11 protein-coding genes are annotated in these 13,827 nt (G+C 48.1%); 8 read left to right on the forward strand and 3 right to left on the reverse strand.

The window, feature by feature from the left end; translation table 11 throughout:
• Nucleotides 1-695, reverse strand: a 695-nt coding sequence (locus tag JKK62_RS10160) for a hypothetical protein (RefSeq protein ID WP_201427790.1), incomplete at its 3' end; no start/stop codon positions are given.
• A 746-nt stretch (nucleotides 696-1,441) separates the two neighbouring features.
• Nucleotides 1,442-3,520, reverse strand: a complete 2,079-nt coding sequence (locus JKK62_RS10165; RefSeq protein ID WP_207752172.1) for a hypothetical protein — start codon at nucleotides 3,518-3,520, stop codon at nucleotides 1,442-1,444.
• Between the two features lie 396 nt (nucleotides 3,521-3,916).
• On the opposite strand from JKK62_RS10165, the gene JKK62_RS10170 reads away from it, so the two are divergent.
• Together JKK62_RS10170 and JKK62_RS10175 are read left to right on the forward strand one after the other, a co-directional pair.
• Nucleotides 3,917-6,124, forward strand: a complete 2,208-nt coding sequence (locus tag JKK62_RS10170) for an ATP-dependent helicase (RefSeq protein WP_201427792.1) — start codon at nucleotides 3,917-3,919, stop codon at nucleotides 6,122-6,124.
• Nucleotides 6,125-6,377: 253 nt separating this feature from the next.
• Nucleotides 6,378-7,193 (forward strand): hypothetical protein, encoded by an 816-nt coding sequence (locus tag JKK62_RS10175; protein WP_243411819.1) that lies wholly within the window; start codon nucleotides 6,378-6,380, stop codon nucleotides 7,191-7,193.
• A gap of 47 nt (nucleotides 7,194-7,240) precedes the next feature.
• Here JKK62_RS10175 and JKK62_RS10180 read toward each other — a convergent pair whose 3' ends face one another.
• Nucleotides 7,241-7,825, reverse strand: a complete 585-nt coding sequence (locus tag JKK62_RS10180) for an HAD-IB family phosphatase (protein ID WP_201427793.1) — start codon at nucleotides 7,823-7,825, stop codon at nucleotides 7,241-7,243.
• Between the two features lie 146 nt (nucleotides 7,826-7,971).
• Between JKK62_RS10180 and JKK62_RS10185 the strand changes: the two genes are divergently transcribed.
• From JKK62_RS10185 to JKK62_RS10210, 6 genes are all read left to right on the forward strand, one after another.
• Entirely contained in the window at nucleotides 7,972-8,892 is a 921-nt protein-coding gene (locus tag JKK62_RS10185) for a DUF5685 family protein (RefSeq protein WP_201427794.1), read from the forward strand.
• Nucleotides 8,876-9,484, forward strand: a complete 609-nt coding sequence (locus JKK62_RS10190; RefSeq protein WP_201427795.1) for a J domain-containing protein — start codon at nucleotides 8,876-8,878, stop codon at nucleotides 9,482-9,484. Before JKK62_RS10185 ends, JKK62_RS10190 begins: the two co-directional genes overlap by 17 nt.
• Nucleotides 9,485-9,495: 11 nt before the next feature.
• Nucleotides 9,496-10,020: a hypothetical protein gene (locus JKK62_RS10195; RefSeq protein WP_243411820.1), complete on the forward strand. Its 525-nt coding sequence runs from the start codon at nucleotides 9,496-9,498 to the stop codon at nucleotides 10,018-10,020.
• 65 nt (nucleotides 10,021-10,085) lie between these two features.
• Nucleotides 10,086-12,053 (forward strand): Ig-like domain-containing protein, encoded by a 1,968-nt coding sequence (locus JKK62_RS10200; RefSeq protein ID WP_201427797.1) that lies wholly within the window; start codon nucleotides 10,086-10,088, stop codon nucleotides 12,051-12,053.
• A gap of 38 nt (nucleotides 12,054-12,091) precedes the next feature.
• The gene (locus JKK62_RS10205) at nucleotides 12,092-12,766 is read left to right on the forward strand and encodes a stage II sporulation protein M (RefSeq protein WP_201427798.1); all 675 of its coding nucleotides are present in this window, start codon (nucleotides 12,092-12,094) and stop codon (nucleotides 12,764-12,766) included.
• Between the two features lie 31 nt (nucleotides 12,767-12,797).
• Entirely contained in the window at nucleotides 12,798-13,772 is a 975-nt protein-coding gene (locus JKK62_RS10210; protein ID WP_201427799.1) for a DUF624 domain-containing protein, read from the forward strand.
• Nucleotides 13,773-13,827 lie beyond the last annotated feature (55 nt).

Consider the following 13,827-nt stretch of genomic DNA (forward strand, 5'->3'; position numbering starts at 1 on the left):
ATTTGTAGCTTGTCAGCACCAATTTCAGCTTGGGCTTTCTTCAAGTAGTTATACACCGATTTAGAATCATATACCCAAAATTGCTTTGAAAACCTTTTGCAGTTATCCAGTGCGTTATCACGAACTTTATCATAAGTGCTTTTGGGGGTGCGTTCAAATTCGAGGGCATAATACTTGCCGTTTTTGACAAAGTAACCATCTGGGCGATGAATGTCAAAGTCAAGTGATTTCAAAATGGATTGTCCGTTCTTTTTCTTGCCGATTTCCTTTAGTTCGCGAACGGCGTTAAAATCTCGTTCGGATATGATGTCACCGAAACGAACGAAACGTGCAAAACTACCATCTTTGAGCTTACGGAGCAAACAGAAATAGACATACATATCAGCGCAACCAAGAGAATGTTCATATCGACCCAAAGTAGGTGGTCGCACGTTTCGCGGTGGTAATCCTACTGTTGTAACACCTTTTTTTGTAATATAGTTTATAGCCAATTCATTAGATTTCAAAGAAAGTCTGACGATATAATTTTCTCTCGCTAGCTTCTTCAATCTCCCAGTGCAGTAATCAATATTTTCACCTGTAATTAACGCTATATGTTTGACATTTGCAAATTCAACTTTATATAGAATCTTTAGAACCTCGTTATCAAATTCGGTAAGATTCATTCCCTTTTTATGAGCTACATAATTAGACATACGACCATTTCCTTTCATTTAGACCAAACGCCCAATCCAGTAATGCGTGTTATTCGCCAGAATTAGCATGCAGGTTCCAGTGGAGTCGTGAACTCGTTTTCACGACTCCACTGGAATACTGGGCAAATTGGGCGTTTGGTCGTTCCACCCTAGAACAAGGGTGGAATTAGTTTGATTTTTGATAATAAAACTGATATAATAGTGTCATAGATAATCTCATAAAGAAATACTGAATTTGATGAAAGTTCTGAAACCATGTTTCTTCCTATAATAATTTGTCAAGAATTCTGTCAATATTTTTGTCAATATCTTTATGAAATCAAGTGAAATGAAATGAAAAGATATGTTTTCAACACTACACAGAAAGCGCATTAAATGTGGGGTTTTGAAGATTTATGAAAAATTATGTAATGCGTATCTGGTATTTCAAATCCTGTCACCTCGACCAAATAAAAAGGACTGCTTCGGCAGTCCTTTTTATTTGGTCGAAATAGGAATGTGACAGGATTTGAAAGGGCGTTAAGAAAACAGTCCGGCGGACTGTTTTTAGCCCGTGGAGTTAGGTAAAGGCAAGTCAGGAGCAGCGTACATCATGCGATATGAATGTGATCTCCATATTCAACGTCGTCACCTCGACCATAGAAAAAAGGACACTCATGTGAGTGTCCTTTTTTCTATTATCTCCGAAAGTCGGAGAGGTGACAGGATTTGAAGGCGAACGTGCCCGCAATATAAGCGTCAGTGCATTATCCCATATTCATCATTTGCTCTTCGATTTGAGGAATGTAAAACTTTGCCAAGCCGCGACCGTTCGGATGGATACCGCGATTGTTAACGCCGTCATCATCAAAAATATAATTCTGATAGCAATAGCGATAATCACCGTCCAATCCGGAACGATATAAATCAGCTATATAGGATCTATTCCCGCCGTATTTTTTCGTCAAATCACATGCTCCTGTGCCATAGATTCTTTGATTATATTTCGTACCCCAAGCCATTTCATGTGAACGTACATAAATAATAGGAGCATTTTTCATTTTGCTGTTTTTCGCCTCGGAGTCAGTGCCCGCCATGAGCTTTATTGCTTTTGTAAAGCCCGACTCAAAGGAGCTTTCAGTTGCATAATACGCCGGCAATAACGTTTTTCTGTGACCGTACAGATTATGGTATTCCGTTCTCTCAGACCAACCCGAATACTCGTTTGCAGGGCAGTAATCATAATCATATACACGACCGGTCTTTTGTACAGAATATCTGATATTATCTAAACCGGTATCGTTTGTACCGCCGTTGAATATAATCAAATCCGCTTGCTGACCTTCTCTGATAGCCGTTCTCACTTGATTGGGGATATGAGATTTATAAGGAGCGTCAAACGCAAATTGCCATTCTGCCGAAGATCCTCTGCTTGTATTAGGAGAAAGCTCTACTGCCATCGTGGCGCCGGGATAAGAATAATCGATATATTTCATGCCGTACTTTGTACCGATCATATCACAGACCCCTTCATAACGTGTATAATCGTAACGAGCATACCGTTTTTCCGGATAATTGTTGCGTTGATTATCCGGGAGTGTATCCTTATAACCCTGATTGCTGTTGATGGGATCACCGCGACCGTGTATAATACTGTCGCCGAAAGTGACCAGCTGTTTGCCGTGCCACTTTTTATACAGCTTCAAGCATTCGATACAGTGATCCATCTCATCGGCAGTGACCAAACGATTCGGATACAGCTTTCCGTAATAATCCGGTAAAAACCAACCGTAATGCGCCGCTGTATTGATACTTCGATTGGTTGTATCCTTTGCATAATAATAATCGCCCGATCTGGTCAGCATGGATGTATTGTTCGCAGCATTATGGATCGAGCTGATCGGTTTTGTCGGATATCGATACGCGAGCTTGAGGCTGTTCGCGATAAACTGTCTGGTGGGCGCGGTATTCCTTAACGAAACCAGACGTTCACGCGTTCCGGCGTTATAAAAGCCATTGTCATAGGCTGTTTTCATCACGGAGGAAGCCCCATCGCCGATATAACCCGGACACTCCGAGAAATCGGAATCATAGATATCCATCGACCACATCAGCGCGTAATACCAGCCCGCGGCATCGGTGATCATCGGTCGATACTCGAGCGTATCGGAATAATCCTTTGGCATATGATACGGTGTAACACCCGCATCGCTCAGCTTGTATCTGCCGTCGGTCGCGTAAACACGATAGGCGCGCAGGCGTGTGACGTCGCTAAGCTCAGGTGACGTAGGCGTATGCTCAAATGACGTACCGGTGTAATCCGTGGCGATCGTTCTCCATGTGTTCTCTCCTGCATAACGCATTTCAATTGTATACTTCGGCGCTGTATTCGTCCATGAAAAGCGGTAGGTATAGGTATCGTCATTATTACGCTTGCTTGTCACTTTGCCTACTACAGGCATATCATAGTATTTCACATACCAACCTGATGAATTAAAACCGGAAGCAAATGTCTTTTCATCTTTATTGATACATCGGATCGTATAGGTATAGCCCTTACCGGCGTGAACATCGCGTTCAACAAAAGACGTATTAGCGGTAGTTGTCATTTTACTCCAACCGTTCGAGGTTTTGTAATAAACGCGGTACAAAACATCGTTGCCCTTACTGTCCCATGTAAACCTGATCCCGCCGTCGATCGCCTCGATCTCCGTAAATCCGGGTGCAGACACATTGGCGGCAGTCGCTGTCGGTACAAAGAATCCCGCGAAAACGGAAACCAAAAGAACTGTGACCAGAATAATACTGAGAAACAGCTTCATAACGGATAAAAATCTTTTCATCATAATCTCCTCCTTGGAATTTGCTATGAGAGTTTTGTTTCTATCAATATGGGAATACAGATCCCTTTTGTATAAAGATGTGAAAAGATTTGATGATCAATGAGGATTTTACCTTATATACCCCCAAAAGCGGTGAGTGTGACATCAAGTGTGACATATAAAAAAGCGTCGAAGCAAAATTCATCCCCTCAATGTCGCGATTATTCAGTTATAATCAGAAAAAATGATAATTGTAAACATATTTTTAACAATAAGTTCGGGATCAACAACTATCCCGGAGAGCGTTTCAAACCGCTCTATTTTTGTTACAACATTGAAATTATTATCATTATCAACAAGAATTATAGAATGATTTTGATGTGATACAATGGGTCTCGAATTTAGTGACAGAGGGATAATATGACGAATATAGATGAAATCAAAGCACAGTTTTCTTCGCTGAACAATATGCAGCAAAAGGCGATCTTCCAGACGGAAGGCCCCGTGCTGATCTTAGCCGGCGCGGGCTCGGGCAAGACCACCGTACTGGTCAACCGTATCGCGTATATCATCAAGGCGGGGCTTGCCGAGCCGTGGCAGATTCTCGCGATCACCTTCACCAATAAGGCGGCGGGTGAGCTGAAAGAAAGGATCGAAGCCGTCGGCGGCGAGGGCGCCGAGGAAGTATGGGCGGCGACCTTCCATTGCACCTGCGCGCGTATTCTCAGACGCTGGGGCGACCGACTCGGCTTTACGAGCCACTTCACCATTTATGATACCGATGATTCACGCCGCTTGATGAAAGAGATCATGAAACAGCTGAACATCGACGAGAAGTTCCTTTCTCATAAAACCGTCCTCAACGAGATCTCAAAGTATAAAGATAAGATGAAGGAACCGGCAGACGTCAAGACCGACGCTTCCTATGACAGCCGGTTGAAGTATATCGCGCAGGCGTATGAGCTGTATCAACAGCGCCTGCTGACCTCTGACGCGATGGACTTCGACGATCTGATCTGCAACACTATCAAGCTGTTTGAGCAGAATCAGGATGTGCTCGAATTCTATCAGCGCCGTTTCAAATACATCATGGTGGACGAGTATCAGGACACCAACAAGAGTCAATATCAATTGATCAGTCTGCTTTCCCGCGCGAGAAACAATCTGTGCGTCGTCGGTGATGACGACCAGAGTATTTATCGTTTCCGCGGCGCGACGATCGAAAACATCCTCAGCTTTGAGAGCGAGTTCAAGGGCGCTGTCGTCATTCGTCTGGAGCAGAATTACCGCAGTACCGGCACCATCCTTGACGCGGCGAACCATGTGATCAAGAACAATGTCGAGCGCAAGGGCAAAACCTTATGGACTGAGAATCCGCAGGGTGAGCGCATCACCGTGCATACCGCGCCGAACGAGAGGGAAGAGGCGATGTATATCGCGCGCACCATCCTTGACGGCGCCGCCGCGGGACGCAGCTTCTCCGATTACGCGATCCTTTACCGCATGAACGCCCAGAGTAACGCGGTCGAGCAGGCATTATCCCGTTCGGGAATCCCGCACCGCGTGATCGGCGGTCACCGCTTCTATGACCGTGAAGAGATCAAGGACATGACGTCCTATTTACAAGTTATCAACAATCCTCATGACGATATCCGTCTGCGCCGCATCATCAACAAGCCCAAGCGCGCGATCGGTGAAGCGACCATGACAAAGGTTGCCGAGATCGGCGCCGGGATCGGAGAAAGCGTCTATTCCGTCATCAAGCACGCCTCCGATTATCCCACCTTATCCCGTGCCGCTGTGAAGCTCGAGAATTTCGCCAAGCTCATCGACGGTCTGATCGAAGCGTCGGAATCGGGTGATTATTCTATTGCAGAATTATACAACCTGATATTAGAGCATACCGACTACAAGAATTACCTGATCGCCGAGAAGGATGACTACGAACAGCGTATCGAGAATATCGACGAGTTGTCCTCCAACATCATCAAGTTCCAGGAGGATTACGGTGATGACGCGACCCTCGGCGCTTTCCTCGAAGAGATCTCTCTGATGACGGATATCGACAACTATGACGCCGAGACCGACAGCGTCGTGATGATGACGCTCCATTCCGCGAAAGGTCTGGAATTCCCGGTCGTTTTCATCCCCGGTATGGAGGACGGCGTATTTCCGTCGATGGCAACCATCATGGAGGCGGGCGAGTTGAACGAAGAACGCCGCTTAGCGTATGTCGGCATCACCCGCGCAAAGGAAAAGCTCTATTTGATCAAGACGCGTGAGCGTATGCTGTTCGGCTCCACGACCCATAACCGTGAATCGCGCTTTGTCAGCGAGATTCCCGGTGAGCTGGTTGAGAGAACGGGTAACGAAAATGTTTACGCCAACCACAAATTTGAGTATCAGCCGCAGCAAAAGTTCGATCCCTTCGCAAAGAAAAAGCCAGTTACAAAGCCCACTACCAACAAGTACAGCGTGGGCAATACCGTTTATCATAAGGTTTTCGGCACGGGAATGATACTTACCGCTACGCCGATGGGTAACGATACCATGCTGGAGATCGCCTTTGATAAGGTCGGCACCAAAACGCTGATGGCGAACTTTGCCAAGATGGAGATCATAAAATAAGTTAACATATATGTTGAGATTGCCACTCGCCGAATTTGCTGAAGTCGGTTGATTGATACAATCCCTCAGTCGCCAACAGGCGACAGCCTCCTCGCCGGAAGCGGCTCCCCCTCTGTCGCTGCGCGACGTCTCCCCAACGGGGAGCACCTTTACCAAAGGGAGCCCCATATCGATTTATTATTCACAAAACAAGAAAACCTCCGTATTATGTAATGATGTAATCCATCAAATACATTTTTTGGAGGTTTTACTTATGCCTGATAATGTAAATGAAACGGCATCCGCGCGTACTCAGGGCGAACCGGTCTGCATTGACGCCAGGCGCGTATATGACAGCTGCGGCGACAAAGACTGTCTGTCCGACCTTCCTGTCTATCTCAGCGACGCTTCACAGGCGCTGATCGACAACGCGGTCAACGTCCGTATCCGTAACGCGGATGTACTGAACGTGATGTTGGATATCGAGCCGGTACCCTTTAACCGCGGCTTCTATTCCATCGACATCACCTTCTTCTTTTCCGTCACACTGGACGTCTATTCCTCTCCCAACACCGCGCCTCAGCAGGTCGAGGGCTTGTGTATCTCGGACAAAAAGGTGATCCTGTACGGCTCGGAGGGCAATGTCCGCGTATTCTCGTCGGATATGACGGCGGATGATTATGATACACAGAACACGCCTGCCCGCAGTCTGCCGACCGCCAATGTACAGGTCGCGAAGCCGATCGCGTTGGCAGTTAATGTCAAAGGCAAAAAGCCCTGTCACAAGGTGTGCCACAAGATCCCGTCCGCGGTGCTGCAGCAGATCGGCGGCAATATCAGCGAGAGGGGAGAGCGCGTTGTGCTCGCGACCCTCGGCGTATTCTCTATCGTACAGCTCCTGCGCAATGTGCAGATGCTGATCCCGTCCTACGATTTCTGTATTCCCGAAAAGCGCTGTGAAAGCTCGACCGACAGCCCCTGCGAGATGTTCTCGCGCCTCGACTTCCCGACAGACGAATTCTTCCCGCCGAATGTTGTGGAGAATAATCCCGATAACGGCGGCGGTTGCGGCTGCGGCTGCAACGATTAGCCATCACATAACAGAACCCTCTTGCCGACAAAGCAAGAGGGTCATTTTTATGTTCGCAGGTTCTTTTTGTGTTGATTAAAATCCCAGTCGTTCAGCTCTTCGCCCTTGACGATGTACGCTTTATCCGCCAACAGCGCCAGCGGTTCATCCGAATAGCTGTCCGAATAAAAGCTCTCGATATGACCGTCGGGATAAAGCTCACGGAAGCGTTTGACCTTTTCGGCATGATAGCAGTTGAGCCCGTCGTATTTGCCGGTACGGATATCGACCTTGGACGCGATCACCGTGATATGCAGCTTATCTTCCAGCGGCTTGAGCAAAAACTCGGGGGACGCGGAGATGATCACATCATCATCCCGATGGGTCTTTCGATAGAATTCTTTGATCCCGCCGATCTTCTCCCGCCAGAATCGTTTCACATCCTCTTCGCCGTTGATCACCTTCAAAAACCGATACATCCGTTCCTTGAATTCGGTCTTGGTACCGATATGAAAGGCGTAGTAACGCAGGGTAGAAAACCCGATCAACGGTACATACAACAGGGTTTTCGGATGATGCCGAAAGCACCAAAAGAAGAAATGGCGCGTGGAATCGCCATGATAGATGGTCTCGTCAAAATCATATACATTCATAATTGTTATCCTTGTTAATAATCAGTGTAATCATGAAACGGCTCTATTATAGCGCTGTTTTGCGAAAAATACAACCGTATCAACAGGAAAATTCATATATTGTTAATGTATACGGCGGCAAAATATGATAAAATATTGAAAATAATATGGGGGAGAAGGACTTGTTCGGTTATATCAAGGTTGATCAGGCAAATCTGCTCGGCAAAGAATTTGAAGCCTATAACGGCATATATTGCACGCTGTGCAGACAGCTCGGCAAGGATTATTCCATCTTCGCGCGGCTGATCCTCAGTTATGACTGTACCTTCTACGCGATGATGGCGCTGGATCTCAACGAACAACCGCCCTGTTATCAAGAGGGCAGATGTCGGTTCAACCCCTTCAAGAAGTGTCATTATGCCGACACACAGAGCTTGGCTTTCTCATTAGCGGCGGCGTTATCGGTCATCTCCGCTTATTATAAGCTCAAGGATAATCTGCTGGACTCGCCGTGGTACAAACGGATCTTGTACCGATTGGTACAGCCGTTCTTCTCAAGCTGGCGCAAAAAAGCGGCAAAGAAATATCCCGAGATCGACGAGAGTGTGTCGAAGATGATGGATCGGCAGATCGAGGCAGAGAAAGATCAAAACTGCATCCTCGATCAGGCGGCTGACCCGACCGCGACGATGCTTCGAGAGATGTGTGGATTGTTGACAGAATACATCCCTCTTCGCGAGCCGCTTCAAAAGGATAACACGAAGCGCATCCTGCAGTCGATGGGCTACGCGATCGGGCGCTGGATCTATCTGATCGACGCCTGTGACGACTATGAAAAGGATCAAAAGCACCACAACTTCAATCCTTTTCTCTTGGATGGCAAGGATGATTTATCCGCCTATATGGAGGCAAATCTCAATCACGCGCTGTCCGACGCGCTGTTATCCTACGGACTGCTCGACAAAGGCAGGTATGACAGCATCATCCAAAATGTGCTGTGCATATCCTGTGTGAATATACAAAAGAAGATCATCAGCAAATACAATGCTGCCAATGAAAACGGAGGATTAAATGAAAAATCCTTATGAGGTACTCGGCGTCCCCGAGACCGCGACCGACGAAGAGATCAAAACCGCATATCGCAATTTAGCGAAGAAATATCATCCCGACAACTACAACGACAGTCCGCTTGCCGACGTAGCGGAGGAAAAAATGAAGGAAGTCAACGAGGCGTACGATCAGATCTGTGATATGCGCCGCAACGGCTCCCAAAGCTCCTCGTATAACGGCTCCTACGGCACCGGGAACTCCTATCGCAGGACGTCCTATCCCGATGTGCGCCAGTATATCATGAACGGCAGACTCGACGACGCGATGGAGCTGCTTAACGGTACGCCCGAAACGAATCGTGACGCGGAATGGTACTTCCTGATGGGTATGGTCTTTTCGCGCAAGGGATGGAACGATCAGGCGTTCAGCTATTTTCAAAGAGCGTATCAGATGGATCCGTCAAATCCCGAATTCAGCGCCGCGTTCAACAATATGAACGCCCGCCGCTCCTATAATAACCCCGGTTATAACACCATGGGTACGGGGACAGGCTGTTCCGGATGCGATATCTGCACCGGTATGCTGTGCGCCAACTGTCTGTGTAATTGTTGTTCGGCAGGTTGCAGATAATGAAAACTTCGATGAAAGTATCTTTGGGCGGCGTGGTTGCCGCCCTCAGCCTTGTCCTTATGCTTCTGACGTCGGTGATCCCTTTCGGCACTTACGCATTTCCGTGCTTTGCTGGGATACTGCTGATCCTGCTTGTATTCAACCTCGGTTTTCGCTGGGCGATCGCGGTGTATTTTGTTACGGCTGTCTTATCCTTTTTATTGTTGACGGATAAAGAAGCCGCTTTGTATTATACGGCATTTTTAGGATTCTATCCGATCCTCAAGGGCGTGATCGAACGGATCCCCTCCAAGGTCGTGCAGTATATCGTCAAGCTCGCGCTGTTCAACGTCTGTATCATCGCGGCGTTCTTTGTCGGCATGACGCTGCTGTCGATTCCGAAAGAGAGCTTCACGATATTCGGCGTTTATCTGCCGTGGGTCTTTTTGATCATCGGCAATATCGCCTTCGTGATTTACGATCTATGTATTACAAAGCTTGTAACACTTTACCTGTTCAAGTGGCATAATAAGCTGAATAAAAATACAAAGCTGTAACCGACATTGCAAATAGGGCTGAAAAATAGTATCATATAAATGTTATTTTATAAGGCGGTGAGAGTATGAAAAGACGAATCGATTTGATCACGGCGATCCTGTTAGTGGTTTCGGTGTTGATCTCGATGTTTCTATGCGCCTATCCCACGGCATCCGCCGCTGAATCCGATGAAGCTGATATCGGCGCGGCTGTAGAAGAGGAGCTTGCCGACACCGGCTACGCCCATCGCGCTATATCACTCGACGGCATACCGAATGTATCGGATACCAATGTCAAGGCGGGTGTGCGGCACATCTATCTGAACAAGAACACCGTATACCTCAAGATCAATGAGCGCTTCCTGCTGAATGTGACCGACGCTTACTCGCATACCGTCAACGCGCGCGCGGAATTCACCTCATCAGACAGCACCGTTGCGCAGGTCAACAACACCGGCTATGTGTTCGCCAAGAAGAACGGCAGCGCGAAGATCAGCGTATATGACAGCGTATCGGGCGAGAATCTCTCTTGTACCGTATATGTCGGTGAGGAATACGCTCCCACCGAAAAACCGACCGTAGCGCCCACCGATGAGCCTACCGATCCGCCCGCTCCGACGCAAAAACCGACACAAAAACCCACCGCGGCTCCGACACAACCGCCGACACAGGCTCCCACAACAGCTCCGAAGCCGACCTCCGCGCCCGAAACACTCTCGCTGAGCGCAAGCTCCGCTACGGTATATACAGGCAATTATTATCATCTGAAAGCCACCTCGAACGTATCTGTGAGCTTCAGAAGCTCCAATACCTCTGTGGCTACCGTCAACAGCTCCGGTATCGTCACCGCTGTCAAAGCGGGTACGGCTACCATCACGGCGAGCACCTCCACCAAGTCCGCCACCTGTACGATCACGGTCAGAAACGGATCGTCCGTCAATCTTTCCCACAAGACCTGTTCGGTAGACCGATTTATGACCATCATGCTCAAGAGCACCACCTCCGGCGTCACATGGTCAAGCTCCGACACATCCGTCGCGACTGTGGGTAATGAAAAGGGCTACGGCTTGGTTTACGGCGTGAAGGCGGGTACCGCCGTCATCACCGTCCAGACGTCCTCCGGCGCCGCTACCTGTCTGGTGACGGTCGAATCCTCCTATCCCGTTCAGTTCGCCTATACATCGCCGAACTGTGCCGCGAAGAATCAAAACGTAACGCTCATCTGCGTCACCGATACAATGCGTACCGCTGTGCGCTTCGCCGTTGACATGGGCTCCACCACACGCTATGTCGACGCGACCTCCAAGGTCAAAGAGGGCAATACCTACGTCTGGAAGGGAACGACCTCCTTCTCCAGCGCCGGCACCTATGACGTCAAGGCATATTCTGAGTTCGAAAACCAGCCCGGCTGGTATTCCTGCAAGGACGGCGAAACAACCGCCTATGTCACCAATTCCAACAATATGACCACGACTGTCAACGCAAGACGACGCGCCTCCGATGATCTGATCGATCTGATCGCGACCTTTGAGGGCTTCTCGCCCACAGTATATATCGATCCGATCACGCACGATGATCCGACGCTCGGCTACGGTGTACTGGTCTTTACCGGAGATAAGTTCTATAATAACCTGACAAAGACTCAGGCATACGCGTATCTGGTGCAGAATGTCAACAACGCGGGTTATACTTCTGACGTCAACTACTTCCTGATGGATAATGATGTCGAATTCAATCAACAGCAGTTTGACGCGCTGGTGTGCTTCACCTATAACAACGGTACGGGTCCGCTATTCTATGACGACGAGTTGATCGACGCGCTGCTCAGCTGTTCCCATAACGGCGTATACGATTTCAACTATATCAACAAACAGTATTTCATCGATAAGTTCTGTCAGTATCATCACGCGGGCGGCAGCTGTATCTACGGTCTGTTGTACCGCCGTGTCGATGAGACCGAAATGTTCTTCTACGGCGATTATGAAGCGGATTACGGTGATTATAAATACCCGATCAGCTTCAAATGCGCCTACGACCCGTCCTTCCACACATAAAATGATACAAGCCCTCATATGATGTATCGGGTGATACTATGAAGGGCTTTGTATTTACAATCGGAAACAATCATCAGGCTTTGCGCCTTCCCGATATCAAGCACCGCGGCTATGATATCAAACAGCTGGTCGCGCGTTTCGGGATACAGTCTGCGTTTGCCGCGGCGTTTTTGATCGGCTTGATCGTCGGCGCCGCGACCGGACGAGGCTTCAGCCGGGAAGTATTTGAAAAGCTGGATCTGCTGTTCATTACCAACATCGACGCGCGCATGGACATGAGCGTGTTTGATATCTTCATTTCCTGCTTTGTATCCTACTTTCTGTTTATCTTCTGCGTGTTTCTCTCGGCGTTATCGGTCTGGGGAATCACGACTGTCCCGCTGTTGAGCGCGTTAAAGGGCTTTACGGTCGGATTGTCCTCGGCGTTTATCTTTTCGCAGTATCAGCTGGCGGGGATCGGATTTTATATTCTGGTCGTATTGCCGGGAACGGTACTGTTCCTGTTCGCGCTGATCCGCTACGCGACCCGCGGATTCAGAATGTCACTGTGTTTTCTGCGGCTTTCCGTGTTCGGTCACGATACCGAAGTTGAGCTGAGAAAACGCTTGAAGCTGTTTTTAAAGCAAACGATGTTCGCGCTCTTATCGGTCGGCGTATGCGCTGTCACCGATATGGTTCTGTGGATTCTGTTCGCGAATAAATTTCATTTTTGATGAGGAAAATATGACAAACGAAAGAAAAAGGATGAGATTTGAATTATTGCTGGAACGCTTTTTTTCAAATTTTCATCGTATTCTCTTGACCAATTTGCTGTTCGCGATCCCGTCGGCGATCGTGTTCGGCGCGCTGTACGCGCTGAATAACGTGCTGTTTCACGGCGCGATCAGCCTGCCGCTTTCTCTGACGGCGATCATCCTGCTGTATCCGTTTTATTCCGGCGTCGTGATGGTATGCCGGAATATCGCAAGAGGGGATACCGAGGTAAAGGTAGTCAAAACCTATTTCTCGGCAATCAAAAGCAACTTTGGGCATTTTCTGGTGCACGGCATCATCATCTACATCATTGTGACGTTCAGCACCTTGGCGGTATCTGTCTATGTCGGCTTTTTATCGTCGGGATGGTTCTTCTATGTACTGCTGTTTTTCAGCATCCTCATCGCGCTGATGCTGTTGTTTACGATCTATTACATCCCCTTGATGAGCGTGACATATGATCTGCCGCTGAGATACATCTACAAAAACAGCCTGCTGATGTCGTTCGGTGAATTCAAGAACAATATTTTTGCGACTATCGCGGCAGGCGTCGTGTTCGGTATCTGCTTTACCGCTGTCGCCTTTATCCGCTCGGCGACCGTACTGGCGATCGTTGTTTCATTATTATGGGCGCTGCTGCTTCCCGCAGCCGTGACATTCATGATCGTTTTCTTCATCTATGACGGAATGACGAACATCATGCGCAACAAAGAGGATATCAGCGGCGAGCTGACAGAGAAGATCGAAAAGGGTCTCAAGGAGCAGGAGGAAAAGAAGGCGGCGCAAGCGGCTCAGCCTGTCAAGGATGATTTTTCCGATATCGATATCAGCTCACTGAAGGATACCGATGATTACATCTTCCATAACGGCAAGATGGTCAAGCAAAGCACGCTCCTCAAAATGATCCGTGAGCAGCAGGAAAAGGCGGGGGAGAGCCAATCGGATCCATCCAACCCTGCTGAATAATACTTTAGAAAAGAACAAAGCCAAGTTCAAATGAATGAACTTGGCTTTTTATATT

This window comes from Ruminococcus difficilis (assembly GCF_016680995.1).

Excerpts from the sequence above, each read along its gene's own strand:
- JKK62_RS10165 (WP_207752172.1), bottom strand. The coding sequence starts at position 3,520 with ATGATGAAAAGATTTTTATCCGTTATGAAGCTGTTTCTCAGTATTATT.
- JKK62_RS10170 (WP_201427792.1), top strand. The coding sequence starts at position 3,917 with ATGACGAATATAGATGAAATCAAAGCACAGTTTTCTTCGCTGAACAAT.
- JKK62_RS10175 (WP_243411819.1), top strand. The coding sequence starts at position 6,378 with ATGCCTGATAATGTAAATGAAACGGCATCCGCGCGTACTCAGGGCGAA.
- JKK62_RS10180 (WP_201427793.1), bottom strand. The coding sequence starts at position 7,825 with ATGAATGTATATGATTTTGACGAGACCATCTATCATGGCGATTCCACG.
- JKK62_RS10185 (WP_201427794.1), top strand. The coding sequence starts at position 7,972 with ATGGGGGAGAAGGACTTGTTCGGTTATATCAAGGTTGATCAGGCAAAT.
- JKK62_RS10190 (WP_201427795.1), top strand. The coding sequence starts at position 8,876 with ATGAAAAATCCTTATGAGGTACTCGGCGTCCCCGAGACCGCGACCGAC.
- JKK62_RS10195 (WP_243411820.1), top strand. The coding sequence starts at position 9,496 with ATGAAAGTATCTTTGGGCGGCGTGGTTGCCGCCCTCAGCCTTGTCCTT.
- JKK62_RS10200 (WP_201427797.1), top strand. The coding sequence starts at position 10,086 with ATGAAAAGACGAATCGATTTGATCACGGCGATCCTGTTAGTGGTTTCG.
- JKK62_RS10205 (WP_201427798.1), top strand. The coding sequence starts at position 12,092 with ATGAAGGGCTTTGTATTTACAATCGGAAACAATCATCAGGCTTTGCGC.
- JKK62_RS10210 (WP_201427799.1), top strand. The coding sequence starts at position 12,798 with ATGAGATTTGAATTATTGCTGGAACGCTTTTTTTCAAATTTTCATCGT.